Consider the following 21,665-nt stretch of genomic DNA (forward strand, 5'->3'; position numbering starts at 1 on the left):
GCATTAAAGAACCTTGGTAATGACCGTATCCAGCATCTCCATTGAGAAAGGCTTTGCAATATATTCGTTAAAACCGATGCCAAGCAGCGACTCACGATCCTTATCCATTGCATAACCGGTGACGGCAATGATGGGAGTCGACTGATACGGCTCCATTAACCTCAGTTGCCTGGTCGTTTCGATACCGTCGATGCCACGCCCCAGATTGATATCCATCAAAACCAGATCAAACCGCTTTTTCTGTGCCGCCTCAAGGGCTTTCTCGCCAGAAGAAGCACGCGTAACCGCAAAATCATGTTCCAGATGCTTCTCGATAACCAAAAGGTTGATGAAATTATCTTCTACAAGGAGTATCCGCTTTTCCCCTTCGGCATCACTCCGATAGCCCCCCTGCCGAGGTGCGAGCATGCCATGATACTCGTGCAGACCAGCAACAAGTGGAAAAAAGATGGTAAAGGAGGAGCCTGCCCCCTCTTCACTTTGAAGCTCAATATCCCCATCCATCATGTCGACAATCCGTTTTACCAAAGAAAGGCCAAGGCCGATTCCTTCGAAGGGCCTGTCGATCCCCTCATCTGCCTGTCGGAAATCTTCGAAGATAAGCCGCTGCTTTGCAGGTGCTATCCCGATTCCCGTATCAACAACGTTGATATAGACACGCCGTTTTTGCCCCCTCCCAACGAGGCCGGTTACAACCTTAATGCCACCGCTGCACGTAAATTTGAATGCATTCTCGAGAAGATAATCAACCGCCTGTCGAAAAAAGTCCGCATTTCCCGTGATTTGGGCCTGAGAAGCCCCCATAATGAATTCAAAAGAGAGTTTCTTTTTAATCGCGCTCATCCGATATCGCTGTACCACTTCATCAATAAGAGGGTCAACCACAAGAATATTCCCCTCGGTGTTGATTTCATCGCTCACCGGACGGTTCAGCTGAAGTAGATGCAACATTTTCTCAAAGATATGAAGCAATCGATTGCCCGAATCGGTTATCAAACCAAGAAGTTCCCGCTGCTCCGGATTTTCTATCTCATCGGTAAGAAGCTGTGTAAGCCCAAGGATTCCGTTCATCGGAGTTCGTAGTTCATGACTGATGTTCTGAAAGAAAAAATTCTTTGCAGTCTCGAGCTGACGTGAGCGTTCCTGTTCCTGTCGCAGCCGATATTCAAGTTCTTTCCGCTGGATAACCTCTCCCAAAGGAGCTGCAACGGCGGAAACAAGCCGAATCATCCCCGGTTCCTGCCGTCTAGCCTCATAGGCAAAAAAAACAAGCACGCCCCATACGCGCTCACCACTAAATACCGGTATCGAGAACCCGGCCTTTAATCCGTAGCGAGCAGCAATGGCTGCACGGAGGAACTCCTTATTGGTGCTTACATCCTGAAACCAAACGGCCTCTCTTCGTTCAAGCGCTTTTCCCGGAAGACCGACTCCGTAAGGAAACGAATATACGAGACTTTCTTCAAAAAAACCGCTGAGCGACGGCTCCTCGGTGTAGTAGATCCTGCTATTGACAAGTGCCGATTCATCTTCGGAAAGGATCCATGCCTCTCCGAATTTCCATCCGGTTGCTCTGACTACCTCGCCAAGCACTCGTTCCAGAGCGACAAAATAGTCTGGAGATGAGAAAATACTAGAGATGATCTTCCGCAGGAGATCGAGCTCCCGTTCTCTGGCAAGTAAGAGCTCCTGACAGTCATCGTGAGTCGCCATCACTTTGTAGTATAAAAAAGGAAACTATGAATTGCACACGCTACGGGAAAGTTTTGTCACTATTCGGACAAGCATATGAAAAGACGGCGAGGAGATTCTCTGTATGTATCACCAGGATTCCAAACAGTAGCTACTCGCTCATATAGCGAAATAGGTCAACCGAAGGATACACCGCCCTTTTCAGGGTCTTTCGGTTAGCGGGTAGCGTTGCATCGATTCCCATCTTATTCTGGACGCCGGTCTCGTCGCTGCAGGGATCAAGCTCGTGTCCCTGACTGTTCGGTATTACAAAGACATCCTCCCGAGGATTAACTCTGTTATTGACAGCCCAGAGTACTTCGGCCGGATTATATATATCGACATCGCTATCAACGACAATCACATTTTTAATGTTTACATATGCAGTCATTGCAGCCAAAGCAACATTTTTCGGCTCCCCTTCGTTACTTTTCTCGAGTTGTACAAGTGCAAGAAAACCGGAACCATACGGCGGGATATGTACCGCTTTGACGTTTTTCGAAACATACCTGGTATGTCTGCGGAGAAGAGGTTCACGGGGCAAAACATTACCGAGATTGATGTGCTCAAAGCTTCCACCGTTGAGGGTTTGCCAAATGGGATCACGCCTATGGGTAACAGCCTTGACCTCGACGACGGGACTTTTCCACAAGAGTCCATAATGCCCGGTAAATTCCGCCAGGGGACCCTCTTCTTCCCTCACGCCCGGCAGGATTTCACCTTCGATGATGTACTCACTCCAGGCGGGAACCATGATATCACTGGTGATGCACGTAACCCGCTCCAGGGCCGTTCCCCGTAAACCACCGGCGATTTCCGCCTCATCGCCATCGTAACGAAACCCGGCCGCCATCATTACTACAGGATCAACACCAATGGCAACCGCGATGGGAAGAGCCTGCCCTTTCTTTTCCGCCTTCTTCAAGAAATCACGAAGATGACGCCACTCATTAATCATGATCCCCATCTTTCGCGGCCCTTTGATGTGCATCCGCTGAAAACTCAGGTTCTGCATACCCGTCTCTATATCACGGCCCACGGTGACTCCCGCAGTGATGAAGGCGCCGCCGTCACCGGGAGCATGCACAGGAATAGGGATCTTTCCAAGATCGACCTCATCTCCCGTCAGCACCACTTCCTGACAAACGGCGTTTTTTACCTCCCGGGGTGCAATGGGATGATCGAGAACGGCTTCCATCCTGTCGGTTACATCCGATTGTCCACATTCAAGTGCAACAGCAATTTTGGCATAATCGGAAAGCAATCCCCCGGCAACAGGAACGGTATGGCCCTTGACCCTGCGAAAGAGGGCGGCAGGTCCACGTTCCTTTTCAAGTGTGGCAATTACACTCCCGATTTCATGAACGGGATCAACCTCCCGCTCAATCTCCGCAAGTTGTCCGGCATCTTTCAGAGCCGATAAAAAATCTCTCAAATCCTTGATGTTTCCCACTTAAGGAACTCCTTTATGTCCATTTTCGTAGTAAGGTAAGATCGACGTAAGCAGGATTAAACGATATGAGACTTCTGCATACAATATGGTCGAAAATTCCTATAAAACTTTCCTGCCACTGAATCAGGGGATCCCCTACCCCAACGTCAAGAATCTCCGCCAAAGGAGCCGTTGCGATAGCAGGACGAAAGGTATTGATGGAATTAGCAACTTCTTCGGTAAGGAATTGCCCCAGTAAATCATAGAAACTGCCCTGATAAGAAAGAATCTCCTGTGCTTCACTCTCCCGAACAAAGCTTCCGCACAGATAGTTATGGCCATAAATTGCAGGATGTCCGTCTGCGAAGTAACGATTTTCTACAAGAAGAAAGCGTTCCTCAAAACAGTTACTGCAATCAATTCCTTCAACCTCAATTGAAGTGACCCATCGGGGAGAGGTCCTTTTACAGGAAACCCGATAGCCCCCATCTTCAAGGAGCTTTCGAAAGCCATGAATCGTATCGATCCGCATCTTTGCATTAAGGGTAGTCCTGTGGATAAGGTTACCCAAGCCATGTTTTTTGGTGATGACGCCTTCACGATTCAACGCCATCAGCGCTTCCCTCAGGGTCGTTCTCCCAACCCCTAACATCTCACAAAGGGTCGTCTCAGACGGAAGCCGATTCCCCGAAAAATTACGACTGAGGATGAGCTCGATCAAGGCTTCCTTCGTTTTTACATAAAGAGGGGATGCCTCTACTCTTATTGATTGAGTTTTTCTCATGAAATCATGATACTATAGGTCTGATGAGCTGTCAACCATAACATTTTTTCCCATTGACGGTTTCTTCCTTTCCCATCACACTGTGTTCATGGAAAAGGAGTCTGCTATGAATAAGAGACAGACCAAAAGCCCCCCCCTCTACCTGAAAATTCGCGAGTATCTTCTAAAAGCGATTCAAAACATGCAAGCCGGCAATAATCGACTTGAAACGGAAGAAGCGTTGTCCGAAAAATTGGGAACCAGCCGGGCAACCGTCAGGGAGGCTATGGCCTCGCTAATTCGTGAGGGATACATTACCCGCTGGCAGGGAAAAGGAAACTTCGGCCACCCTGCGGTAACGAAACTGCCGATGAGGATCGACATCAACAGCGACTTTCTCAAGCTTATCGCCGATTCGGGGGAGAAGCCGCAACTGCTCAAGCGCAATTTGCGCAACCAGAGGGCCTCACAGCGAATGCTCAGGAGAATGCCCGAGGTAGATGACATGGAAGTAACGGCATTCGATTGGATCTATCTTGACAGCAGAGGTCCTGTCATCATCTGTGATGTCGAATTGCCACATGCATATCTACGAACGCCACCGAGCCTTGAGGGAAACGAGCAAAAACTTTCGGCATTTTTGGAACGGCATTGCCGCGTTCACATCACATACACCACAACATGGCTTTCCAGTACCGTCGATGAAGCAGTAGCCGATCGATTCGGGATAGAGCAAAACCGCTCAATGGTGGTCTGGGAGGAAATCTTCTACGACCTTTCCGATCATCGTATATGCTTCAATACGATCTATTTTCATCCCGATCGAATCGATCTTTCGATGCTCCTGACCATTTGACCCGTCCCCGATTGAAACAGGAAATATCACACCATGTCCTTCCCCGGACGATGAGATCGGTAAGAATCTGACCGACAGCGGAGGAAATGACAACGGAGCTCTTAAAACCGGCGGCGAGAAAAAGCCCCTCGATCTCCGTCGCTCCAAGAAAGGGCTCAAAGCCGGGGGCCGAGGGGCTACAGGTTGCCCAGCTGCGAAGAACAGTAAGTCGCTTCAAAGCCGGATACAGCTCCTCAAGCATACGCGGAATACGAACACAATGGGCCGCACTGGTAAGAAGAAGGGCATCTTCGGGATTACTCGGTCCCGGCTCACTTGTTTCTCCAATCAATACATTTCCCGATGCCGTTTGCCCGGCCGTGAAGCTTGCCGCAGCCCCTGTAGAATCGTGAGCGGTGGCAAAAAACGAAGCAGAGGAGATGAAGTTCATAATGTGCGGCTGAACGGGTTCGGAAACAAAGGCTTCACCAATCACATACTCTATCGGAACCTCTAAGCCACAGGTTGAACAAAGCGTTCCCGTATGGGCACCTGCGGCAACGACAACAACGTTGCTTCGGATGCATTCGCCATTTGCCAGCACAATCCCTTTACAAGAGGCATCGGAGACAAGGATCTCTCTCACAATCGTATTCTCACGGATGGTAAGTCCCGCCTCTTTTCCCTTTTTTACCATGGCGAAAAGATAGCGGAAGGGATTAATCTGCGCCTGGAGATGCCAGCTTGCCCCCTTGATGCTCTTTACATTCATATAGGGTTCAAGTGAAGTGATATCCCTGGGAGAAATACAGCGCACATCGAGACCGAGCGCATGCTTTTCCCGATACAAGGCCTCAAGCGCCGCCATCTGCTCATCGGTTTGGGCAAAAATCAGGGACCCGACCTTCCGGTACTCCAGATCTGCGGACAATTCGTTTTCCATTTGGCCCATGCGTTCAAAACCACGTCTGTTGAGCTCAAAACTTATGCCGGTATTGGAGTCCTGCAGCTGCACAAAGCCGAAATTCGCACCTGAAGAACCTGATCCGATCTCTCTTCGTTCAAGCAGGATTGTCTTAACCCCTGCTTCTGCAAGCTGCCGTGCAATGGAGAGTCCATGGTAGCCTCCGCCGATGACGATTACATCATACGATTCCTTTGTATCAATCGGGAGGGAGGAGGTGCAGGTTTTACGCTGAGGGAACACCATCGTTTCCGCTTTTTCCAAAGGCTCTTCCCTTATCGAAGAGAAAGCCGATATTTCGGTCGGAACAATGGGGAACCGGGCTCTATCGGGTCGCAGTTCGGCTCGGTTATTCCCTGTCCGTTGTGCGATCAGCTGCGCTATTGCACGAGCACAACCTCTTCCCTGACAGGGGCCCATGCCGGCACGTGTATAGCGTTTCACCGCAGAAATCGTGCTGCAGCCTGCATCGATGGCCTCAAGTACCTCTGTAAGGGTGATTTCCTCACAACGACAGATAATGGTATCGAGGCCTTTATTCATCATCACACCTCCTGAAGCTGCGAACACGATCGACAAGTGAGGGATCCATGGAAAGGGTGACCAGCATGGTCTTGTCCCCGACATCTCTGCGGCAGGCGGTAATTTCTCCCGTACCAAGGGCTTCGCCGCTAGGTCCGCAGAGTATAACCTTCTGTCCTACAGAAGGGACAGGAAGATATTCCCACGCAAGCGTAAGGCTCCCACGTCTGTCGACCATGAAAACGGCTTGGCCCGGGCAAACGGAAAGGCAACGCATGCATCCGGTGCAGCGACTATAATCCACAACAGGGAGAGAGGTAATCGTTTCCACTGTGATGGCCCCTGCAGGGCAGGCATCGGCGCATGGATTACAGGCAATGTTTTCCGCACATTCGAATACGGGGTAACGTAGGAGCCCAAGGGAGGTGGCAGCAGCCGAACAGTTTTGTTTTTCCTTTCCAGAAGAGGCTTTTCTATTGCGAAAGGCCTTGAGTCTGCTTCTTATCTCATCTCGCGCTTTTTCGTCTCCGCAATGAGCCCCTCCAATATCAAAGGCCATGGAAAGAGCGGCAAGCCTTCCCTCCTCGATCGCCGTAGCAGCCTCTTCCACCCCCGCCGAGTCACCGGCGACAAATACGTGTGAAACGGAGCTACGCATAGTATCATCATGACGGGGGAAATGGCCCCCCAGGCGGGGCTCATAGGTCAATTCACAGCCGAACATGGATGCTAATTCGGTCCGAGGACTCAAGCCTGTCGCAAGAAGTACTGCATCGGCGTCAATAGAAAGGTGCTCCCCTGTGGACCTGATACCTATGTTCACCCGCTGAACAGATTTCAAGCCAATAGCTTCCTGAATCTGAGCACCGAGAATGAAAGGAACACCGGCTCGCTGGAGTTTTGCCGCATGAACGGCATATCCGCCGATCCGATCGGCGGTATCGACGATAGCAGCTATACAGGCGCCTGCCTGCATAAGCTGGTACGAGACAATCAGACCGACATTGCCGCTTCCCACCATAAGTACGTGGCGGCCGGGAAGCAGGTGGTGCAGGTTGCAGAGGGTCTGAGCGGCCCCGGCAGTCATCACACCCGGAAGCGTCCAGCCGGGAAAAGGCAGACCATGCTCTTTCCCTCCCACGGCAAGAAGGATCCGCTTTGCACGAAGGGCCGATGCCGCTCCCCGAAGGCTAAGGGCTACCCTTCCGTCACGAAGAAGCCCCAAGACCCTGCATTCGGGAACCATCAGGCAGCCAGCTTCCGAGGCCTCACGAGATAGCATATCGGCAATACAAAAGCCCCGAACCCCGGCATAATGGAAAGAGGAACCAAAAAATTTATGAATTTGTCTGATAAGCTGCCCACCAAAACCCGGATTCTCATCAACCAGTACCACATGAAGGCCCCGCCCGGCAGCTTCGATTGCAGCGGCAAGGCCGGCAGGGCCGCCTCCTACAATCAGAATATCACATTGCTCAGGAAGCTTATGATCTACCGTCATTCATAACCTCACCAAGCCCCTTTTGCCTTGAAACATGCATACCTTCCCGAACCGGTGTAACGCAGGTCCTGACATTGGGAACACCATCGACAAGCATCGAACACTCCTGGCACTGACCAATGCCACAGAAGATTCCCCGAGGCTGAGAAAAACGGCGGCTATAGCGTACATCAAGGATCCCGGCCGCAGCAAGAGCAACCGCAATCGGCTCGCCATCGAAGGCATTCAGGGGAATGCCTTCGAAAAAAAAGGTTATCGGTTTCCGGTCTTCCTTCACGTCGAGTATCGGGTGGGAAAAGAATCGTTCCATATGTGCAGTATATAAGCGGTATCATGGCAAGTCAATATTTGTACGTACAAATCAATACAGACTAAAGAACAGTCTCTCTCCCCTCTGTTTCGGGATACCACACCTTGACCTGCATAACGGGAATCTCAATATCGTGTTCTGCAAATGCTTGACGGATAGAAAGAAAGACACTGTTCTTGACCGCGACATAGCTGCTTTTTTCAAACCAAATTGCAAAAAGAAACTCAATGCCTGAAGAGCTAAACTCCTTACAGAGGAAAAAGGGCTCGGGTTCACGAAGGCAAAGGGGATTCTTTTCGGCTATATCAAGAAGAAGATCGCGAGCGAGTTCTATATCGGCAGAATAGGCAACCCTGAGGTTGAAATCCATTCGCCGTATTGGAAACCTGGTGATGTTGGTTATCTCAGTGGAAATAATCTGATCGTTCGGGATACGGATGAAGGTGTTGTCGAAGGTTCTGAGCTTCACCGAAAGAAGATCCAGGGAATGAACCACACCGACAAAGGAGCCTATTTTGACGGCATCCCCTACCTCGAAGGTTCTATCGGAGACTAAAAAGAGGCCGCTTATGACATTTCCAAGGCTTTTCTGACTGGCGATACCAAGGGCAACACCAAGAACGCCGGCCGCCCCGAGAAGTGCCGAGAGGTTTACCCCAAAACTGTCTAGCACAACAATAAGGATGACAGCCACACCGGTGTAGATAATCATCTTGTGTATAAGAACCTTCGATTGCTCCGAAGCATTTTTCGTCAGGGTCCGGCGAACGATGACTGCGCTCATACGGACCAACAGGTAAAAGGCAAGGGCAAAAAGGAAGATCCGAAGCACATGCATCACCTTATCGGCGGTAAAATATGCAAGAAACTGATCAAAGTCGATACCGGTCATATCATATCTCCGTGAGAGATTTCAAAAAGGAGAAACTACGCTTAATGATACTCGTTTCGGGTTCGATACGCGGGGGCGTCACCTTTTCCTTTACAAGACCGTGTTCTGCATCACTTTTTGGGCCCCGCTTTGCAAAACGGACCTGACTAACCTGATCCGGCCCGGAAAAGATGACAAACACCTCATTCGTAAAAAATCGATCATGTTCGCGGTAGAGAGATAGATGCTCAACGTGGATACAGATCCGGGAGAAATCAAGCATTGTCTGTGATGTATTGCGAAGATACAAACGAACCTCGGCTTCAAAGGGGTCGATACGCTCCCCATCCTCTTCCCTCCCGATGGTATGAAGATCGGCCGACAAACCATAGCAAAGTTCGCCGGTTGCCATGTCGCCGAACCAGGTTGAGGTGAGTGTCTTACAGGGGAATTCGGTAAGCAGCACCCTTGTAGCCCCTGTTCCGGTATAAAGAGCGGCCCACATTGGAACCGAAAAAAAGAACTCCCCCTTTCGCCCCGGAGGCAATTCTCTTCCGACAACAGGGATGACGACGATAGGCCGGTCCGGCAAGCAAGGGCTAAGCTCTATTTGCTGCTCCTTACCGACGATAAAACGGTGCCATATCGCCACTTCCACATCGAAACCTGCCGAGAGCAGGGTGAAACCCCATGGCAAAACCTCAGATTCATCTTCTACAGGCGATATCCCCAACAACAACTCGTCCCCCTCTTTTACAAAACAAAGCACCTTTTCGGAACAGTGCCAATAAAGGGGACGACCATCAATAAGTTTCCGATGAGCCCACAGTGTGTTTTCCATACTCTTTACTTCTACAAGGAAGCATCGCAATAGTCAACGGAAAAAGAAGGGGGTGTGGCGAAGATCACCCTTCGGCACTTTGCCGAAGGGAAGCTTCGCCCAGGGGGAAGGCTTTCCCCCCCAAAGAAAATTACGTACTGTCCGGAATCCTGGTGGTTTCATGCCGTTTTTCCTGGAAAAATCCTTCGGCCTCCAGGATTACTTGATTTTATGGATCTATACTCTTGTAATTAGCGGCAAGAAAAATAATTGAGAGGCTTTGACCACCAGGATTCCGAACACTATAAAAAAATTAAAGATGCTTGAGAATTTCCGCTTTGAGGCTTTCATACGGATAGGCACCGGAAAGACGCATGACGGGCTGAGCGCCAGAAAAGAGCATAATGGTAGGGACCGAAGATATCTGCCATTGAGTGGCAAGCGCGGGTTTTTTATCGATATTGATTTTGACGGTAAGTACACGCCCCTTCAGTTCTCCGGCGATTTGGGCGACGACGGGACTGACCATCTTACAGGGACCGCACCAATCGGCATAAAAATCCACTAAGACGGGGATGTCGGAGCTTCGGATGAGCTCTGAAAACGATTTTGGTCTTTCATTCATGAGGTTTCTCCTGAAGGAAAATATCGTAATCTTTTTCCTGCAGGTCAAGGAGAACAAGGGCTGGCGTTACGAATAGGAGGAAAGGCCGCACCGGTACGCACCGTACCGATGCGGAACATGAACATTACACGCCGAAAGGATATTGCTCCTTACCGTACCTTCTCGGGTTTACCGGTTTCAAGGGAGCGCTTTGCAGCGAGAGCGATACGAATAGGCATCAAGGCATCTTCAGGTCCTAAGGGAGTGGGTTTGTCTTCCACCACCGCCTTAATGAATTCACCGATCTCATTGCGATAGGCGTCGATATAGCGTTCGAGAAAAAAGAAGTGGGGCTTCTCTCCGACGACTCCGTTGCTGCCGCTTACCGAAAGGGTGGAGGGGCTGTCGTTACCCACGGATGCCGCACCCCCGCTACCGAAGACCTCGGCACGCTGGTCGTAACCGTAAACGGCCTTACGGGAGTTGTCGATAACCGCCAGTGCCCCGTTTGCCAGTTTCATGGTGACGATAGCGGTATCGATATCTCCGGCCTTACCGATAGCAGGGTCGACAAGGACAGCGCCGGCGGCGAAGACCTCTTCGACTTCGCTTCCGCTGAGAAAGCGTACCATATCGAAATCATGAATCATCATATCAAGAAAAAGTCCACCGGAAACCTTCACGTAGTCAAGGCTGGGGGGTTCGGGGTCGCGGCTGGAGATTCTGACCATATGGACATCTCCGACCTTACCGTCTACGACGGCCTGATGAAGGGAACGGAAGTTGTGGTCGAAACGGCGGTTGAAACCTATCTGAAACTTGACGCCGCACTCTTTGACCACCTTTAGGGCCTCTTCGATCCTTCCGAGGTCATGGTCCAGGGGCTTTTCACAAAAAATGTGTTTTCCGGCCCTGGCCGCTTCCATGGTATAGCGGGAATGGGTATCTGTGGAAGAACAGATGAGAACGGCATCGATTTCATCATCACCGATGATCTTATCCACATCCTTGTAGCACGCTTCAACACCTCGATCGAGGGCCCATTGACGGGTTTCATCGTTCAGATAGGGATCTGCAACCGCTTTGATCCGGACATCGGTAAAGCCGGTGGTAATACTTTCGATATGGACCTTGCCGATACGGCCGGCACCGATGATTCCTAAGTTCAATTTTGCTTTCATATACTACTCCTGCTCTAAAGTCCGGTATGCTTTCGAATATAACTTCGTGCATTTTTTGCATAAACAAAGGGGTTGGCTTTGGCAGGATCCTGTTCCGCCTCAACAACCATCCAGCCCTGATAGTCGTTCTCCTCGAGAATTGAAAAGATCGACGGGAAATCGACACTGCCGTCGCCGGGAATGGTAAACACCCCAAGCCGAACCGCATCAAGGAAGGAGAGGTCCTTCTTTTTCACCTCTGCATATGTTTGGGGACGTACGTCTTTGAGGTGGACATGGCCTACCCGACCGATGAATTTCCGCAGTGCAGCTACAGGGTCCTCGCCGGAAAACGCGAAGTGGCCGGAATCGTAGAGAAGCCAGACATATTCGGGGTTCGTGTCGTTGAGGAAGCGCTCGGTTTCTTCAATGGTCTGGACGCCGGTTCCCATGTGATGGTGAAAGGCCATGCGAAACCCTTCTTCCTTGGCAACATGACCGAGGCGGTTCATGCCGTCGGTCAATTGCTTCCATTCCTCTGAGGAAAACACAGCCTTCTTGGAGAAAATCGGCAACGGCTGCCCCTGACAGGACCGGGTTTGTTCCGACGGACCAATCACCCGGGCACCCATCTTTCCAAGAAAATCCAGTTGCTCTCTGAAAAGCGCTTCAACCTCGGCATAGGGTTTTGAAGCAAGAAAGGAGCTAAACCACTGATTACAGATGCTGATTCCCCGTATGTCGAGGTATTCTTTTAGTACAGCCGGATCTTTAGGATACTTGTTTCCAACCTCCGAACCGGTAAAACCTGCCAGGGCCATTTCACTGACACACTGTTCGAAGGTGTTTTCACCTCCTAACTCCGGAAGGTCATCGTTTGTCCAGGCGATGGGAGCGATTCCCAGCCGGACTTTTTTGCTGTCCATACTCAACCGTCCTTATACATATAATCGCATCGGCACTAAAATTGCCGTGCTTTGGCTATCTCTTTTATCAGTCGCTCATGGGCATCGAGGACCGACTGCTTCAGGGAAACCTCGGGAGTCCCGACCCTCCACCAACTCTCATAGTCACCGGACATCGAATCAAAATCGACTTTGATATCGATAAGGGTCGAAACGGTGCTCTTCTTCGCCTCGCTCATGGCCTTGCGGAGCTCTTCGGAATTATGCACCGTCCACACCTTGCAGCCGTAACCTTCGGCTATCTTGGCATAATCGACGGGTACGGGCTTGCCCCCTTCGTCAAGCCGTCCGGTTTCCGGATTGCGGAATTTCAGCTCACAGCCGAACTTGGGGATGCCCTGGCTCCGCTGGAGGTTATCGATACAACCGAAACCGTTGTTGTCGAAGAGCAGAACATTGATCTTCTGTCCTTCCTGAATGGATGTCAGAAGCTCCGAATGAAGCATAACAAAGCTTCCATCACCGGTCATGGCGTAGACTTCCCGCTCGGGGGCTGCAAGTTTCACACCGAAGGAGCCGGAAACCTCATACCCCATGCAGGAGAAGCCGTATTCCATGTGATAGGTTTCACGCTTTTTGGGACGCCATACCCGCTGAAGGTCGCCGGGCAGACTGCCGGAGGCACCAACGACGATCGCATCATCGTCCAAGAGCTCCTCGTTTAGGAGGCCGAGGGCACGCAGCTGGGAATAACTATTGCCGGGAAGCTCCGCTGCATAGAGCTTGTCCACTTCCGTTTTCCAGGCCGCTTTTGCATCGGCAACCGCACTTCCCCAATCGGCATGGTAGCCTTTTTTTGCCAAGGAACCTTCCAGGGCGGTCAAACCTTCCCTGGCATCGCAGATAAAGGCATGGGCATCCATCTTCAGGGCATCGAAGGAGTTAACATTCAGAGAAAGGAATTCCGCATCGGGATTCTTGAAAAGCCATTTACTGGAGGTGGTAAAGTCGGAGAGCCTGGTTCCCACGGCAATGATAAGATCAGCCTGGGGCGCAAGCTGGTTTGCCGCCAAGCCTCCGGTTGCGCCGATACCGCCGAGATTCATCTCGTGGTCCCACACAACCGCCGATTTTCCGGCCTGAGTCTCCCCGAAGGGAATCCCCAAACGGCTACAGAAATCGGCCAGGGCCTTCCCGGCCTCCGAATAGCGTACACCGCCGCCGCAGATGGCCAGGGGTTTCTTTTTACCGGCGATAATCTTGGCCGCACGGTCGAGGGCTTCGGGAGAGAGGGTTCTCCGCTCTATATAATGAACACGTTTGCGGAAGAAGGATTCCGGATAGTCCCATGCCTCGGCCTGGACATCCTGGGGCAAGGCCAGACAGACGGCCCCGGTCTGTGCCGGATCGGTAAGGACACGGAAGGCGTTCATAAGGGCAGTCATAAGCTGCTCGGGCCGGCTTACACGGTCCCAATAGCGGCAGACCGCTTTGAAGGCATCATTGGCCGTGACGGTATAATCGTGAAACTGCTCCACCTGCTGAAGGACGGGATCGGGCTGGCGGCAGGCAAAAGCATCACCGGGCATCAGAAGCACGGGAATCCTGTTGACGCTGGCAAGGGCCGCGGCGGTCACCATATTGAGGGCTCCGGGGCCGATGGAACTGGTTACCGCCATGATCTTTCGCCTGTTGTTCTGCTTCGCATAGGCGATTGCGGCATGGGTCATCCCCTGCTCGTTGTGCCCCTGGTAGAATTTCAGACCGTGATTCGGTTCCTGAAGGGCCTCACCGAGGCCGACGACACAACCGTGGCCGAAGATACCGAAAACGCCGTTTACGTACTTCTCTTCCTTTCCATCCGTTGAAATATACTGGTTGTCAAGAAAACGAACAATCGCTTGTCCAACCGTAAGTCTAACAGTTTTCATGCTTTATCCTCCGTTTTTTTTCGTTCAGGCCAGATTTTCACATCTTTTTCCAAAAGCCACTGATGCTCCTGGCGATAGTATCGAGTGGTCGGCAGCCAGCGGTCATTGGGAAGGTGAGGGATCATCCAGATGTAATACATGGCATAGCCGGGGGCCGCCACCTGAGAGTGGGTTTTATCGGGATGGATCAGACTGGTGTCTCCGTCTTTCACGATAAAGGCGTCGTCTTCCAGAAGTGAAACACCGAATCCCTGTTTCGGGAAGAAATGGTAATAGTAGATCTCTGGCTGAGGATGATCATGGGGAGGATAGCTCGACCATTTCCCGGGATGGTTTATTACTTCCCCCATCACCATATTTGAATAGGGAGCGATCTCACCGTCGAAGACGGTTCTGACGGTTCGAATCGAGGTTTCGTTCAAGGTTCCGCCGCCGAAGATATCGCTTCGCGTATCTCCCTTGTCGTAAAGCTTGGGCTCGAAAGCCTGGGGATTCTCGCACATCTCGAGGGCAATCTCGCTCTCCTTCTTTGCGATCACAGAGGCCTTAACCGAACGAGGGAGATGGAGCACAATCGGAGTTTCGTCAAAGCAGGAGTTTCGCGTTGCATGGAAGCTTTTTCCTTCCCATTCAAACACGACCTCTCCTTCAATAAGGAGGAGGGCCCGTTCGGTATCGGAACTATCGCTCCAACTCTCTCCTGCCCTTAGCCGCAGGATTCCAAAATCGAGAAGCAGTTCCTGATGCTTCCCTTTTCGTTCGGTAATTGGGGTATACCCATAATGCTTTTCATGTTCGTTCTTTACTATCATAGTTTTGGTTCGATCCTTCTCTTACGATGATTCCCTTACAATGAGTACGGGTTGAATGGTGATACGCTTTTTCATCATCGGCATGCCTGATTTCTGCTTCTCCATCTGAAAAAAGAGTCGTTCACAAGAGAGAACGGCAAGCTCTTCCCTCGGCTGGTGGATGGAAGAGAGCGGTGGATCACTATATTTGGCAAAATCAATGTCATCGTAACCGACCACCGCAATATCCTCAGGGATTCTGAAACCAAGCTCCTTGAGCCCCTTCATTGCCCCCAGGGCCATGATGTCGTTCATTGCAAAAAGCGCATCCACACCATCGAGGAGATCCGGGGAATGCTTCACGGCAAGGTATGCCGTGTCGAATCCCTTTTTACAGGTCAACCTTTTTACCGGTTTACCTGCCCGCTCTACCGTATCTCTAAACCCATCCTCCCGCATCTTAAACTCAAGGGGATCAATATCCTGGGCAAGAATCAAAAAAGAATTTCTGCCGCTTTCAAGAAAGTACTCGGCGATCATCCGCCCCCCGGCCAGATGATCGGTATACACGACATCCTGATCCTTGAGTATCTCGATAGGGGGATAATGGGTACAGACAAAGGGAATGTTTTTCGATTCGAGAAAGTCGAGAGTCTCCTTCTGAATGGTTTCTACGAGAATAATAAGCCCGTCGACCTTATTTCGAGTCACCAGGCGCACAGTATTGTTCTTCCCGGTGAAATGATTTTTTTCGTAGGAAACGATAAGATCGACATCCTTCTTTTCGAGAATCGTCCGCAGGCTATTCATCAACATGCCGTGATAGACATTTACCGCCACTTCGGTATACTGGTCGGGAAGAATGATTCCTACGGTTCCCACCTGTTTCGTGATCAATCCACGGGCCGAAGCATTGAACTCGAAGCCGAGTTCATCTGCTATCTCGGAAATTCGACGTCTTGTCTTTTCCGCAACCAGCGGACTATTGTTCAGGGAACGGGAAACCGTAGAAAAACTGACCCCGGCTATTTTTGCAATGTCCTTGATGGTAACCTGCGAATCTTCCATTTAAAACCTCAACATAGTGCCACGTTCAAATGCCTCTTTGCATCTGTAGGCGATTTCGCTCACCTTTGTACCATCATACACCGTTACCGCCGGTTTTCGTCTATAGCGAATTGAGTCGACAAACTCCTGCACCTCGTTTACATAGCTTGCGGAAAATCGCTCAAGAAAATTTTCACTGCACTCCCTGCGCACGCCATGGGAATCGAGAACCTCCACGAGGTTTTTCTGGGGGACAGATGCAATTCGCAAGGTTCCCTTCGTTCCGATGATCTCGGTTTCCACATTATAACCGTGGGGGGCGGTTCTCCCGGCAAAAAGGAAGGCCATTGCCTCGTTGCGGAATTTCATCAGGCAGGAGACATTATCGCCGTCCTTATATTGTGCAAACTCAGGATGAGCATAACAGCCGCCGATAGCATAAACACTTTCCGGCTCATCCTGCAGGAACCAACGGGCAAGATCGATATCGTGAACCGCCATGTCGAGAAATTCCCCCCCGCTATGGGGAGCAAAGGCTATAGCCCCGTCGATAAACTTTTCAGGGTCCTGGCTGTATGAACGAAAAAGAATCGGACGACCAATCTGCCCAGAAATCACCTTCTCATGGGCGTACATGTAAGAGTCGTCGAAACGGCGCATAAAGCCAATCATAAAGACCCTGTCGGGATATTTCTCGACAGCCTTTTCGGCTGCCTTGCACTCCTCTACGGTAACCCCCAAGGGTTTTTCCGTAAATACATGCTTGCCAGCGGCTAAAGCGGAAGAGATCTGTCCGGTATGAAGAGCCGAAGGAGAGGCAATGAGTACTGCATCAAGTTCCGGAAGTTTCAGCATTGCTTCAAAATCGGAAAACCGATGAGCAACACCCAAGCGATCCGCCGTATCGTTAAGCTTTCGATCATCAACGTCGCAGAGTGCTATCAACTGTGCACCCATAATCTTGGACGCAAGATTTTCAGCGTGCCTAAGTCCCAATCGCCCCAGGCCGACGGAACCAATCTTTATCTTATCCATATATAGCTCCTCTCACCTTCTTTTGCTTTCTTATCCACATCTGCAACAAGAAAAAACCTTCCCATTTTTTCGACTCCCAACTTCAAGCAATAAATATATTTGCAAACGTTGTCATTTCGTTAAAATTATCCCTCCATTTTTTTTGATTGTCAATGCATAATTTTAATAAACGTGAGGCTGTAGCCCTACTCTTTCCGGCAAGCGTAGGAAATACTATGAAAAAAAGCTTTCTTCATGATGTATTAGAATCTGAAAACGTTTGCACTCCTACTGAATATAAATATGGAATAATAAGCGAAGGGAAGGAAGGCCCCGAGACGGGGTTGCGCTCCCGACCACCGGAGCCTTCCACAAAGCGATTAATGTTTCTTTTTTAGAAAGAGGGCCCGCTCCACTGCAGAGACAATATCTTCCGCAGTAAGCTCAAACCTCTTTTTCAAATAGTCGAGAGTACCAACCTCACCGAAAAGGTCTTTGACTCCCACCCTGACCACAGGGGTGGGAATATTCTCACCGATAAGTTCGGCAACTGCGGCACCGAGCCCTCCGGAGCGCTGGCCGTTTTCGGCCGTTACAATGGCACCGGTATGTTCGGCCATCTCCAAAACGAGATCCGCATCAAGAGGCTTGATCGTATGGATATCGATCACGGCAGCAGAAATACCCTTTTCTTTCAACAGCTTGGCCGCCTCTACCGCCTCATTTACCATCACCATACCGCTTGCAAAGATCGCCGCATCATCCCCTTCGCTGAGGACGATTCCCTTTCCCAGCTCGAACTTTTGATCGGCTTTATACCGGGTTACCGCACCCTTTCTCTGAAGCCGCATATATGTCGACCCCTTGTGTTCGGCAAGGAGCCTTGTAATTGCATGCATGGAAACGGCATCAGAGGGCTCAACAAGGACAAGGCCTGGAACCGCACGCATAAGAACGATATCTTCAAAAGGCATATGGGTCCCACCGTTAAATTGGGCGGTAATACCGGGGTCACTACCGACAAGTTTGACGTTCTGTCCGGCATAATTGGCAGAGAGGAAAAACTGATCAAAATCTCTGCGTCCGGCAAAAGAGGCAAAGGTGTTTGCAAAGGGAATAAAGCCCATAGATGAAAGCCCGGATGCCACACCAACCATATTTGCTTCGGCAATACCTGCATTCAGAAGACGATCGGGATAGGCATCTCGAAAGGCCTTGGTCCCACTGGCAGCCATGAGATCGGCCTCAAGAACAAGAATATTGGGATCTTCTGCTGCAAGCTCGACTAAGGTATCGGCATAGACCGCCCGCATATCTTTATACTCGTCAAAGGGTTTCATTTTGCAGCTCCTTCCCGCCGCTCGAGTTCGGCGATCGCTTCTTTTGCCGTTTCATAGGAAAAGCTCATATTATGATTAGAAAGGACCCCTTCCCCGGGAATAAAGCCCTTACTCTTCAGGGTGTCCAGGACGATCATGTGGGGTCTTCCCTTCTCTTCCACGGCCCGCTCGATTGCCCTATTGATGGAAGGAAAGCAGTGACCGTCCACACGCTGAACATGCCAGCCAAATCCGTTATATTTTGTGGTGATGTCATCTATACTCATAATATCACCGGTCATACCGTCAAGCTGCTGCTTATTGTAGTCGGTAAAGGCGATGAGGTTGTCAAGGTGGTAATGAGCTGCAAACATCGCGGCCTCCCACACCTGCCCCTCCTGGCTCTCACCATCACCAAGAATGAGGAAGGTCCTCGACTCCTGCTTACGCAGTTTTTGACCGAGGGCAATCCCTACGGCCGCACTGGAACCCTGTCCGAGGCTACCGGTGGAAAAGTCGATTCCCGGGGTCAACTTCATATCACAATGGCTCGGCAGCCGTGTCCCCCCCTTATTCAGGGTATGAAGCCATTCCATAGGGAAATAGCCCTTATCGGCCAACACGGCATAAAGGGCGGGTCCTGCATGGCCCTTGGAAAGGACAACTCTGTCCCTCTCTTCCTTTTTCGGATCGGCGGGATCGATCCTCAGCCATTTTCCATACAAAAGGGTGAGCACCTCGACGACGGACATCGCCCCGCCGATATGACCGACCCCAAGGTATCCAATTTCATCAATGGTCAGCTTTCTAATTTCCAAAGCCTTCCGTTTCAACGCTTCGTGCTCGCTTTCCTGCAGCATGCCGGAAACTCCTTTCATTCAAGATTTCAACTTTGTCTGAAATTATGATATTATACTAATCCAAAAATGTCTACAAAAATCTCGGCATCGGGAGAAAAGCTGTGGCCAAAAATACTAGATTCGATTATCATACAAATATCATGAATGACGGCGATGACAAAATACGACAACGAACAGTAGTAGCTCAGGTAATGGAGCACATTCGCCGGATGATAGCCAGTGGCGCATATCGGCCGGGAGACAAGATTCCGACCGAACAGCAGTTGGCGGAGCAATTTGGCATTGGACGTTCCTCTATTCGGGAGGCGATCAAAATCTTCAATTACCTCGGAATCCTCGAATCGAGGACCGCACGAGGTACCTACCTTTGTGATCACACCTCAATCTCGACAGAGGCCCTTACCTGGTCGGTATTGCTTGGCTCTCATGAACTGCATGAACTCATTGATATCCGCGGCGCACTGGAGTTGTGGAGTACCCTCAGGCTTTCCGAAAGCGTTGCGGCCGGTCACCAGGAAGCAATTGCCACACTGGAACAACTCCGAGGGCTCATCGGGCAGATGAGAGCAACGGGCAGCACACCACGGGAAGAATCCCGAATCGATGCCGACTACGAATTCCATAATATCATAATCAAAAGCGGTGGGAACGAGATATTCACCTCGATATATTCGACCCTCAGGGCTTTTATGCGTGAAGAAATTCGATTAAGTCAGGATGATTATCTTGATCCACGGGTCATCGCCGATGAGCACGAGGCCATTGTTGATGCCATTGCAAGCGGAAGCCGGGAAGTCGCCCAGGTATCCTGCATGGAGCATATCGACAACATCAAGCGGCGTCTGCGCGTCCAGGTAGAATCACGCCGATAGTACCGGGAAAGGCGCTACCTCCTTCCCCGGTAAAGTAAGAACAATACGCTTTTCAAAACAGACAAGCATAAAGATTCAATTGCCGGTTGCAAGCTGCCAATCGTAATAGAGAGCACGATAGGTATAGATGGCGTTTTGCAGGCCTACCTGAGCCTGGGCAAGATTCGAAGTAGCCCGGGATACGTCAAGCTGGGTTCCCAAGCCGCTGGAGAGCGCAGTCCGGGCAAGTGATGCAGCCCGACTTGAGGCTTCCACCAGGGCATGAGCGGAATCAAGTCTTCTCCTCGCCTCCACCATCTGCAAATGCAGGGAAGAAAGATCCTGCTCAATCTGATCCTGGCTTTTCATAATCTCAACCGAGGAATTTGTCTGCTGGATCCTTGCACTTTCCACAAGGGACTGGCGATAGCCTCCGGTAAAAATCGGGAGGGAAACCGTCACTCCCAGCTGTACACTGGTAAAATCATAATCACCATTCAGAGAATCGTTTCCGTAACCGCCATATGCATAGGTCAGCGTGCCGCTGATACTCGGCAGATACGAGGCAAGAGCCGATTTGTAGGCAATATCGGCAATATCACGGCTTAAGACTTGGGCCTGATAATCGGAGCGCGAGGAAAGCACAATCCCGAGCTCAGGAATTTCCGGCAGATCGGGAAGCACATCGATCTTCTCAATCAAATGCACCTCTTCCTCCTGTGGAATACCGGCAAGGGTCTTCAGAGTCATCAGGGCAAGTTGTGCATTCTTGTTTGCTTCCGCTGTCTGGGTAACGGCATTTTTCCAGTCCACCTCCGCCATTCTCAAATCAAGCTCCGTTGCAACGCCCGCCTTGTACTTTTTCTCAATATTGTCGTACACCTCTTTGGAGGTCTTCTCCGACTCTTCCCTCACCTGGGCAACGGCAAAGGCAAGCTGGGTTTGGGCATACAATTTTTTGGCCGCCGTCAGGATGCTTTTTCTGGTATAGTCGTTGACATTCGTTTGTATGAGGCTGTTTCTCCTTGCCTGCGCATAGCGGGCCGTTGCCTCCGGATCGATGATCTTCTGACTGAGACTTGCGGCAATTGTCATTTCGTTATCGTAATTGGTATCGACATCCTCATAGATAAAGGGAGAAAAAGGGCTCGGCGCCGCAGTAGTATCGGCGCCGACGGCTGTCGGCTGCTCAATGTCGGTAAAGTTCCGCGTGTAACCACCGGCAACCGCAATGGTAGGCAAAAGGGCAGAGCGAGTCTGTTTGATACTCTCCAGTGCCGAAGCAACCCGCTGTCTGGAGAGCTCAAGATCACGATTATCGGCTTCGACCTTCTCCAAATAGGAGGCAAGATCATAATCGAAGGCAAAAAGCGGCAGAGATCCCCCGACCAGCATTAGTATCATTAATATAGACAAAAACATGCGTCTCATCCT

20 protein-coding genes are annotated in these 21,665 nt (G+C 50.7%); 2 read left to right on the forward strand and 18 right to left on the reverse strand.

Annotated features, from left to right (window positions below; all coding sequences use genetic code 11):
• Positions 1-3: 3 nt before the first annotated feature.
• From SPIRS_RS15025 to SPIRS_RS15035, 3 genes are all read right to left on the reverse strand, one after another.
• Positions 4-1,713 (reverse strand): response regulator, encoded by a 1,710-nt coding sequence (locus tag SPIRS_RS15025; RefSeq protein ID WP_013255536.1) that lies wholly within the window; start codon positions 1,711-1,713, stop codon positions 4-6.
• Between the two features lie 130 nt (positions 1,714-1,843).
• Positions 1,844-3,184 (reverse strand): UbiD family decarboxylase, encoded by a 1,341-nt coding sequence (locus SPIRS_RS15030; protein WP_013255537.1) that lies wholly within the window; start codon positions 3,182-3,184, stop codon positions 1,844-1,846.
• A 13-nt stretch (positions 3,185-3,197) separates the two neighbouring features.
• On the reverse strand, positions 3,198-3,947 hold the full coding sequence (locus SPIRS_RS15035; RefSeq protein ID WP_013255538.1) for a GntR family transcriptional regulator: 750 nt from the start codon (positions 3,945-3,947) through the stop codon (positions 3,198-3,200).
• Between the two features lie 106 nt (positions 3,948-4,053).
• Between SPIRS_RS15035 and SPIRS_RS15040 the strand changes: the two genes are divergently transcribed.
• On the forward strand, positions 4,054-4,782 hold the full coding sequence (locus SPIRS_RS15040; RefSeq protein WP_013255539.1) for a GntR family transcriptional regulator: 729 nt from the start codon (positions 4,054-4,056) through the stop codon (positions 4,780-4,782).
• Here SPIRS_RS15040 and SPIRS_RS15045 read toward each other — a convergent pair.
• The 14 genes from SPIRS_RS15045 to SPIRS_RS15110 form a co-directional block, all read right to left on the reverse strand.
• Positions 4,724-6,271 carry an FAD-dependent oxidoreductase gene (locus tag SPIRS_RS15045; RefSeq protein ID WP_013255540.1) on the reverse strand — a complete coding sequence of 516 codons (1,548 nt, stop codon included), beginning with the start codon at positions 6,269-6,271 and terminating at the stop codon, positions 4,724-4,726. The genes SPIRS_RS15040 and SPIRS_RS15045 overlap by 59 nt on opposite strands.
• Positions 6,261-7,748, reverse strand: coding sequence for an FAD-dependent oxidoreductase (locus SPIRS_RS15050; protein ID WP_013255541.1), 1,488 nt, complete (start codon positions 7,746-7,748; stop codon positions 6,261-6,263). Before SPIRS_RS15050 ends, SPIRS_RS15045 begins: the two co-directional genes overlap by 11 nt.
• Positions 7,732-8,058, reverse strand: a complete 327-nt coding sequence (locus SPIRS_RS15055) for a (2Fe-2S)-binding protein (protein ID WP_013255542.1) — start codon at positions 8,056-8,058, stop codon at positions 7,732-7,734. Before SPIRS_RS15055 ends, SPIRS_RS15050 begins: the two co-directional genes overlap by 17 nt.
• A 61-nt stretch (positions 8,059-8,119) precedes the next feature.
• Positions 8,120-8,950, reverse strand: a complete 831-nt coding sequence (locus tag SPIRS_RS15060; protein WP_013255543.1) for a mechanosensitive ion channel family protein — start codon at positions 8,948-8,950, stop codon at positions 8,120-8,122.
• 1 nt (position 8,951) lies between these two features.
• Positions 8,952-9,770 carry a hypothetical protein gene (locus tag SPIRS_RS15065; RefSeq protein ID WP_013255544.1) on the reverse strand — a complete coding sequence of 273 codons (819 nt, stop codon included), beginning with the start codon at positions 9,768-9,770 and terminating at the stop codon, positions 8,952-8,954.
• A 292-nt stretch (positions 9,771-10,062) separates the two neighbouring features.
• Complete coding sequence (trxA, locus tag SPIRS_RS15070) at positions 10,063-10,374, reverse strand: thioredoxin (protein ID WP_013255545.1); 312 nt, start codon at positions 10,372-10,374, stop codon at positions 10,063-10,065.
• A gap of 149 nt (positions 10,375-10,523) precedes the next feature.
• On the reverse strand, positions 10,524-11,534 hold the full coding sequence (gene iolG, locus SPIRS_RS15075) for an inositol 2-dehydrogenase (protein ID WP_013255546.1): 1,011 nt from the start codon (positions 11,532-11,534) through the stop codon (positions 10,524-10,526).
• A gap of 14 nt (positions 11,535-11,548) precedes the next feature.
• On the reverse strand, positions 11,549-12,439 hold the full coding sequence (gene iolE, locus SPIRS_RS15080) for a myo-inosose-2 dehydratase (RefSeq protein ID WP_013255547.1): 891 nt from the start codon (positions 12,437-12,439) through the stop codon (positions 11,549-11,551).
• 35 nt (positions 12,440-12,474) lie between these two features.
• Complete coding sequence (iolD, locus tag SPIRS_RS15085) at positions 12,475-14,349, reverse strand: 3D-(3,5/4)-trihydroxycyclohexane-1,2-dione acylhydrolase (decyclizing) (RefSeq protein WP_013255548.1); 1,875 nt, start codon at positions 14,347-14,349, stop codon at positions 12,475-12,477.
• Positions 14,346-15,161, reverse strand: coding sequence for a 5-deoxy-glucuronate isomerase (locus SPIRS_RS15090; protein WP_013255549.1), 816 nt, complete (start codon positions 15,159-15,161; stop codon positions 14,346-14,348). The genes iolD and SPIRS_RS15090 overlap by 4 nt, the downstream gene beginning before the upstream one ends.
• Before the next feature lie 21 nt (positions 15,162-15,182).
• The gene (locus tag SPIRS_RS15095; RefSeq protein ID WP_013255550.1) at positions 15,183-16,208 is read right to left on the reverse strand and encodes a LacI family DNA-binding transcriptional regulator; all 1,026 of its coding nucleotides are present in this window, start codon (positions 16,206-16,208) and stop codon (positions 15,183-15,185) included.
• Positions 16,209-17,222: an inositol 2-dehydrogenase gene (iolG, locus tag SPIRS_RS15100; protein ID WP_013255551.1), complete on the reverse strand. Its 1,014-nt coding sequence runs from the start codon at positions 17,220-17,222 to the stop codon at positions 16,209-16,211.
• A 359-nt stretch (positions 17,223-17,581) separates the two neighbouring features.
• The gene (locus tag SPIRS_RS15105) at positions 17,582-18,541 is read right to left on the reverse strand and encodes a transketolase family protein (RefSeq protein WP_013255552.1); all 960 of its coding nucleotides are present in this window, start codon (positions 18,539-18,541) and stop codon (positions 17,582-17,584) included.
• Positions 18,538-19,380, reverse strand: a complete 843-nt coding sequence (locus SPIRS_RS15110) for a transketolase (protein WP_013255553.1) — start codon at positions 19,378-19,380, stop codon at positions 18,538-18,540. The genes SPIRS_RS15105 and SPIRS_RS15110 overlap by 4 nt, the downstream gene beginning before the upstream one ends.
• Positions 19,381-19,481: 101 nt before the next feature.
• Here SPIRS_RS15110 and SPIRS_RS15115 point away from each other — a divergent pair, with 101 nt between their 5' ends.
• Positions 19,482-20,252, forward strand: coding sequence for a FadR/GntR family transcriptional regulator (locus tag SPIRS_RS15115; protein WP_013255554.1), 771 nt, complete (start codon positions 19,482-19,484; stop codon positions 20,250-20,252).
• 75 nt (positions 20,253-20,327) lie between these two features.
• On the opposite strand, the gene SPIRS_RS15120 is transcribed toward SPIRS_RS15115, so the two are convergent.
• On the reverse strand, positions 20,328-21,662 hold the full coding sequence (locus SPIRS_RS15120) for a TolC family protein (RefSeq protein ID WP_013255555.1): 1,335 nt from the start codon (positions 21,660-21,662) through the stop codon (positions 20,328-20,330).
• Positions 21,663-21,665: the final 3 nt, after the last annotated feature.

Origin of the sequence: Sediminispirochaeta smaragdinae DSM 11293, assembly GCF_000143985.1 — a bacterium.
GTDB classification, from domain to species: domain Bacteria; phylum Spirochaetota; class Spirochaetia; order DSM-16054; family Sediminispirochaetaceae; genus Sediminispirochaeta; species Sediminispirochaeta smaragdinae.

Coding starts and splice junctions, on each gene's coding strand:
- SPIRS_RS15090 (WP_013255549.1), bottom strand. CDS start 15,161: ATGATAGTAAAGAACGAACATGAAAAGCATTATGGGTATACCCCAATT.
- SPIRS_RS15050 (WP_013255541.1), bottom strand. CDS start 7,748: ATGACGGTAGATCATAAGCTTCCTGAGCAATGTGATATTCTGATTGTA.
- iolG (WP_013255551.1), bottom strand. CDS start 17,222: ATGGATAAGATAAAGATTGGTTCCGTCGGCCTGGGGCGATTGGGACTT.
- SPIRS_RS15095 (WP_013255550.1), bottom strand. CDS start 16,208: ATGGAAGATTCGCAGGTTACCATCAAGGACATTGCAAAAATAGCCGGG.
- SPIRS_RS15060 (WP_013255543.1), bottom strand. CDS start 8,950: ATGACCGGTATCGACTTTGATCAGTTTCTTGCATATTTTACCGCCGAT.
- SPIRS_RS15035 (WP_013255538.1), bottom strand. CDS start 3,947: ATGAGAAAAACTCAATCAATAAGAGTAGAGGCATCCCCTCTTTATGTA.
- SPIRS_RS15045 (WP_013255540.1), bottom strand. CDS start 6,271: ATGATGAATAAAGGCCTCGATACCATTATCTGTCGTTGTGAGGAAATC.
- iolG (WP_013255546.1), bottom strand. CDS start 11,534: ATGAAAGCAAAATTGAACTTAGGAATCATCGGTGCCGGCCGTATCGGC.
- SPIRS_RS15040 (WP_013255539.1), top strand. CDS start 4,054: ATGAATAAGAGACAGACCAAAAGCCCCCCCCTCTACCTGAAAATTCGC.
- iolE (WP_013255547.1), bottom strand. CDS start 12,439: ATGGACAGCAAAAAAGTCCGGCTGGGAATCGCTCCCATCGCCTGGACA.
- iolD (WP_013255548.1), bottom strand. CDS start 14,349: ATGAAAACTGTTAGACTTACGGTTGGACAAGCGATTGTTCGTTTTCTT.
- SPIRS_RS15120 (WP_013255555.1), bottom strand. CDS start 21,662: ATGAGACGCATGTTTTTGTCTATATTAATGATACTAATGCTGGTCGGG.
- SPIRS_RS15110 (WP_013255553.1), bottom strand. CDS start 19,380: ATGCTGCAGGAAAGCGAGCACGAAGCGTTGAAACGGAAGGCTTTGGAA.
- trxA (WP_013255545.1), bottom strand. CDS start 10,374: ATGAATGAAAGACCAAAATCGTTTTCAGAGCTCATCCGAAGCTCCGAC.
- SPIRS_RS15025 (WP_013255536.1), bottom strand. CDS start 1,713: ATGGCGACTCACGATGACTGTCAGGAGCTCTTACTTGCCAGAGAACGG.
- SPIRS_RS15065 (WP_013255544.1), bottom strand. CDS start 9,770: ATGGAAAACACACTGTGGGCTCATCGGAAACTTATTGATGGTCGTCCC.
- SPIRS_RS15105 (WP_013255552.1), bottom strand. CDS start 18,541: ATGAAACCCTTTGACGAGTATAAAGATATGCGGGCGGTCTATGCCGAT.
- SPIRS_RS15055 (WP_013255542.1), bottom strand. CDS start 8,058: ATGGAACGATTCTTTTCCCACCCGATACTCGACGTGAAGGAAGACCGG.